Raw genomic sequence first — 3,648 nt, forward strand, 5'->3', positions numbered from 1 at the left:
GGAACGGTCAAGGTGGCGATCGCGGATTGGGCGGTTTGCCTCCACGCCGCTCACCCAGGCTATATCAGCTGGGAGGAGTTCATGGCCAACCAGGGGCGACTGGCAGATAACGTCTTCCGCTATGAGGCAGGACACTCTGGCGTACCGCGCAAGGGGGCAGCCCTGTTACAAGGAATTGCGATCTGCGGCCGTTGCGGACGGCGCATGAGCATGCGCTACACGGGCCCGAATGCCGACTATCCGGTCTATTGCTGCCGCTCGGATCGGGACCAGCAAGGCAGTGCACTATGTCAGGAAGTCCGGGCCTTGGCGGTTGACGCGCTGGTCGAGCGGGTGGTCCTCGATGCCCTGGTGCCGGATCAGATTGCGATCGCACTCGCGGCGGCGGGCCAACTGGAGCAAGAGAGCCGTCAGCTCGAGCGCCAGTGGGCGCTTCGCGTGGAGCGCGCCCGCTACGAGGCCGAGCGCGCTCGGCGTCAGTATGACGCCGTAGAGCCCGAGAACCGTCTTGTGGCGCGCTCACTTGAGCGGGCTTGGGAAGACAAGCTGCGTGTCGTCGAGGCGGTCGAGCAGGAGCATGCGCGTTGGCGCGCGCAAGAGCCGCTCCTGATTGGCCCAGCGGAACGCGCAGGGCTACAAGCGCTCGGCGAGAATCTGCCGCGGATTTGGAATGCGGCCACCACGTCGGCAGCCGATCGCAAGCGCATTCTGCGATTTGTCATCCGCGAAGTCGTTCTTGATCAAAAGCGGACCCGAGGCCAGGTGTGGCTCAAGATCGTCTGGCAGACCGGCGCAACCAGCGAGCATCACGTCCAACGGCGCGTTCACACCTACCGCAACTACATCGACATTGATCGGTTGCGGCGACGGATCGTCGAGTTGAATGCTGAACACAAAATGGATGGCGAGATCGCAGCAATACTCAATCAGGAAGGCTTCGTTGCGGCCCGAGGCTGTGCCTTCAAAGGCGAGAACGTCTGGCTTTTGCGTACCCGCTGGGGCATTCCCACCATCAAAATCAACGGCGTCGACAAGAATCCGGTGCGCTGGCCCGACGGCAGCTTCTCGATTCAGGGCGCAGCGGCTGAGCTTGGAGTAACCCCGCAAACGGTGTTCGATTATCTCGCGCGCGGATTGCTGGCAGGTCGTCAGTTAGCCAAAGGCCAGCCATGGCAGATCGAGCTCTCAGACCAACAAATCAGTCAGCTTCGCAATCAGGTACGACGCACCAAGCGTTCGAAGAAGGAGGCATCATGAAGTCATCGGCTCGGCGATGACCTCATGCCAATTTTCGATCGGCACCTGGCTGGTGATGATGGTCGATCCGCGCTGGTGTCGATCGTCGACGACTTCGAGGAGATCGCGACGCTGCTCGCCGGTAAGCGGTGCGAGGCCCCAATCATCGAGGATGAGCAAATCGACCCTCGATAGTGTCTTGAGGAGCCGCGCATAGCGTCCGTCCCCGCGGGCGAGCGCAAGAGCTTCGAACAGCCTTGGCAGGCGATGATATAAGACGGATCGATTATCGCGGCATGCCTTGTGGCCGAGTGCGCAGGCGATCCAGCTCTTGCCGACGCCGGTCGGCCCGGTGATGAGCAAATTTTGCTTGCGGCTGATCCAATCGCCATCGACGAGCTTGGCAAAGAAGGCGCGGTCGATGCCGCGCGGAGCGCGCAGATCGACATCTTCGACGATTGCGGCCTGCCGTAGCGAGGCGAACTTCAGGCGCACGATGAGCCTTTTGTTCTCTCGCTCGGTTGCTTCGCGATCGATCATCAGGCCGAGGCGCTGCTCGAAGGTCAGCGCGGTAACGTCCGGTTGGCGTTGCTGATCGTCGAAGGCCTTGGCCATGCCGGCGAGCCCGAGAGCAGCGAGACGTTCGTGGGTGTGGTTGCTGAGCATAAGGTCTCCTTGTTGGTGGTCAGTGGTAGTAGCCGCGGCCCCGGATGTTGCCGTGCTGGATGGGATCGGCCTCGGGGGCGGTGTCGGGAAGGAAGGCTTTGTCCAGGCCGGTCTTGAGGATCGAGGCGATCGACCGATAGCTCGCTGAGCCGATGCTGATCCCACGGCGGCACGCGGCTTCCAGACGTTGCGTCCCATAGGTCTTTTCCAACCGCAGGATGCCGAGACAGGATCGGAAGCCCTGCTCGGGATGGGGCTTTGTCCGCATGATCGCCTGGCACAGCGCGATCGTGGACGGACCGATCTTCTCGGAGGCGGCCAGCAGACGTGCCGGCGTCCAGAAGGCGTATCGGCGATGTGCGCTCGGCATGTGCTCGGGGATCGTGGTGTGGCGGCGCCTGACGCCTGAGCGTGCGTGGCTGGCGATCCGGGTGCCGCGATGGAACACCTCGATGGTTGCCTCGGTGGCCCGCACCTCGACGACCTGGCGGATCAGGCGGGATGGCACCGAGTAGAAGTGCCCCTGAACCTCGACATGGTAATCCGGCGCTACACGGGCACGACGCCATTCGGCGTACTGATAGGGTTCGGCCGGCAGCGGCATCAGGGCCGGACGATCGATGGTGTCGAAGAACTCGCGGCGGCTGGCACCGAGCTTGCGCATCAGGCGGGCGTTGAGTTCGTCGACCAGGATGCGGATCGCAACGTTCAACTCGGCGAGCGAGAAGAAGCGCCGGTTGCGCAGCCGCGCCAAAATCCATCGCTGGACGATAAGAACCGCCGCCTCCACCTTGGCTTTGTCGCGCGGCTTGCGGGGCCGCGCCGGCATAATGGTGGTGCCGTAATGGGTGGCAAGATCCTGGTAAGTCCGGTTGACGCCTGGCTCGTAGCGGCTCACCACCGTCACCCCGGCCTTCAGATTGTCGCAGACGAGCGCCTTCGGCACTCCGCCCAGGAAGGTGAGCGCATCCACATGGGCGCCGATCCAGTCGGGCAGCGCCTCGCTGAACCGGGCTTGGACGAATGTGTAGTTCGACGCTCCCATGACCGCGACGAAGATCTTGGCGGCGCGCACCTCCCCGGTAAGCCCGTCGAACACCGGCACGGTATCGCCGGCGAAGTCCACGAACAGCTTTTCGCCGGCCGCGTGGGTCTGCCGCATGGTCGCCGTGATGCCGTGGCGCCATTCGACGTAGAGGTCGCAGAACCGGCTGTAGCCGTAGCCGTCGGGATGATGGCCGCGGTATTCCTCCCACAGCAGCGCCAGCGTTACGCTGCGGCGGCGCAACTCGGCATGGACATGCCCCCAATCCGGAAGCGGCTTCGATCGCGGCGGGTTGTAGCCGGCTGGCGCAAACAGCTTGCGCTCCAGTGCTGTGTCGTCGAGCTCCTCCGGTATCGGCCAGGTGATGCCGATCACCGCGGCGCGGCGGACATACTCCGCGATCGCCGTGCGACCGATCCCGACCGATCGGGAGATCACCCGATCGCTCACCCCACAGGCATACTTCAGGCGTAGAACTTCTCGAATCTTCCGCATCGGCAATCTCTCGGCGGGCATCGGACCTCCCATTGCGTGAACCGCAAAAGGAGGGACCTTGCCCCGTTCAGATTGCCGACAACGCCCCCCGTCTCACCCTATCAACAGGGTGGCCGCCTTCGTTCGGATTGGGTGGCCGCTTTCGATCGGAATCGCTGGCCGCCTTCCGTCGGAATCGGTGGCCGCTTTGCCTCGGATTCCGCACC

At 63.6% G+C, this 3,648-nt stretch carries 3 protein-coding genes; 1 reads left to right on the forward strand and 2 read right to left on the reverse strand.

Annotation, left to right across the window (positions count from 1 at the left end):
• Nucleotides 1-1,257: recombinase zinc ribbon domain-containing protein (locus tag ABIB80_RS39145; protein ID WP_354129631.1), on the forward strand; the 1,257-nt coding region annotated here is incomplete at its 5' end.
• On the opposite strand, the gene istB is transcribed toward ABIB80_RS39145, so the two are convergent.
• Together istB and istA are read right to left on the reverse strand one after the other, a co-directional pair.
• Nucleotides 1,252-1,902 carry an IS21-like element helper ATPase IstB gene (istB, locus tag ABIB80_RS39150; protein ID WP_354129632.1) on the reverse strand — a complete coding sequence of 217 codons (651 nt, stop codon included), beginning with the start codon at nucleotides 1,900-1,902 and terminating at the stop codon, nucleotides 1,252-1,254. The genes ABIB80_RS39145 and istB overlap by 6 nt on opposite strands.
• A gap of 19 nt (nucleotides 1,903-1,921) precedes the next feature.
• A complete protein-coding gene (gene istA / locus ABIB80_RS39155; protein ID WP_354129633.1) occupies nucleotides 1,922-3,463 on the reverse strand; it encodes an IS21 family transposase in 1,542 nt (513 codons plus the stop codon).
• Nucleotides 3,464-3,648 lie beyond the last annotated feature (185 nt).

This window comes from Bradyrhizobium sp. i1.15.2, assembly GCF_040548425.1.
In the GTDB taxonomy this organism is placed as follows: domain Bacteria; phylum Pseudomonadota; class Alphaproteobacteria; order Rhizobiales; family Xanthobacteraceae; genus Bradyrhizobium; species Bradyrhizobium canariense.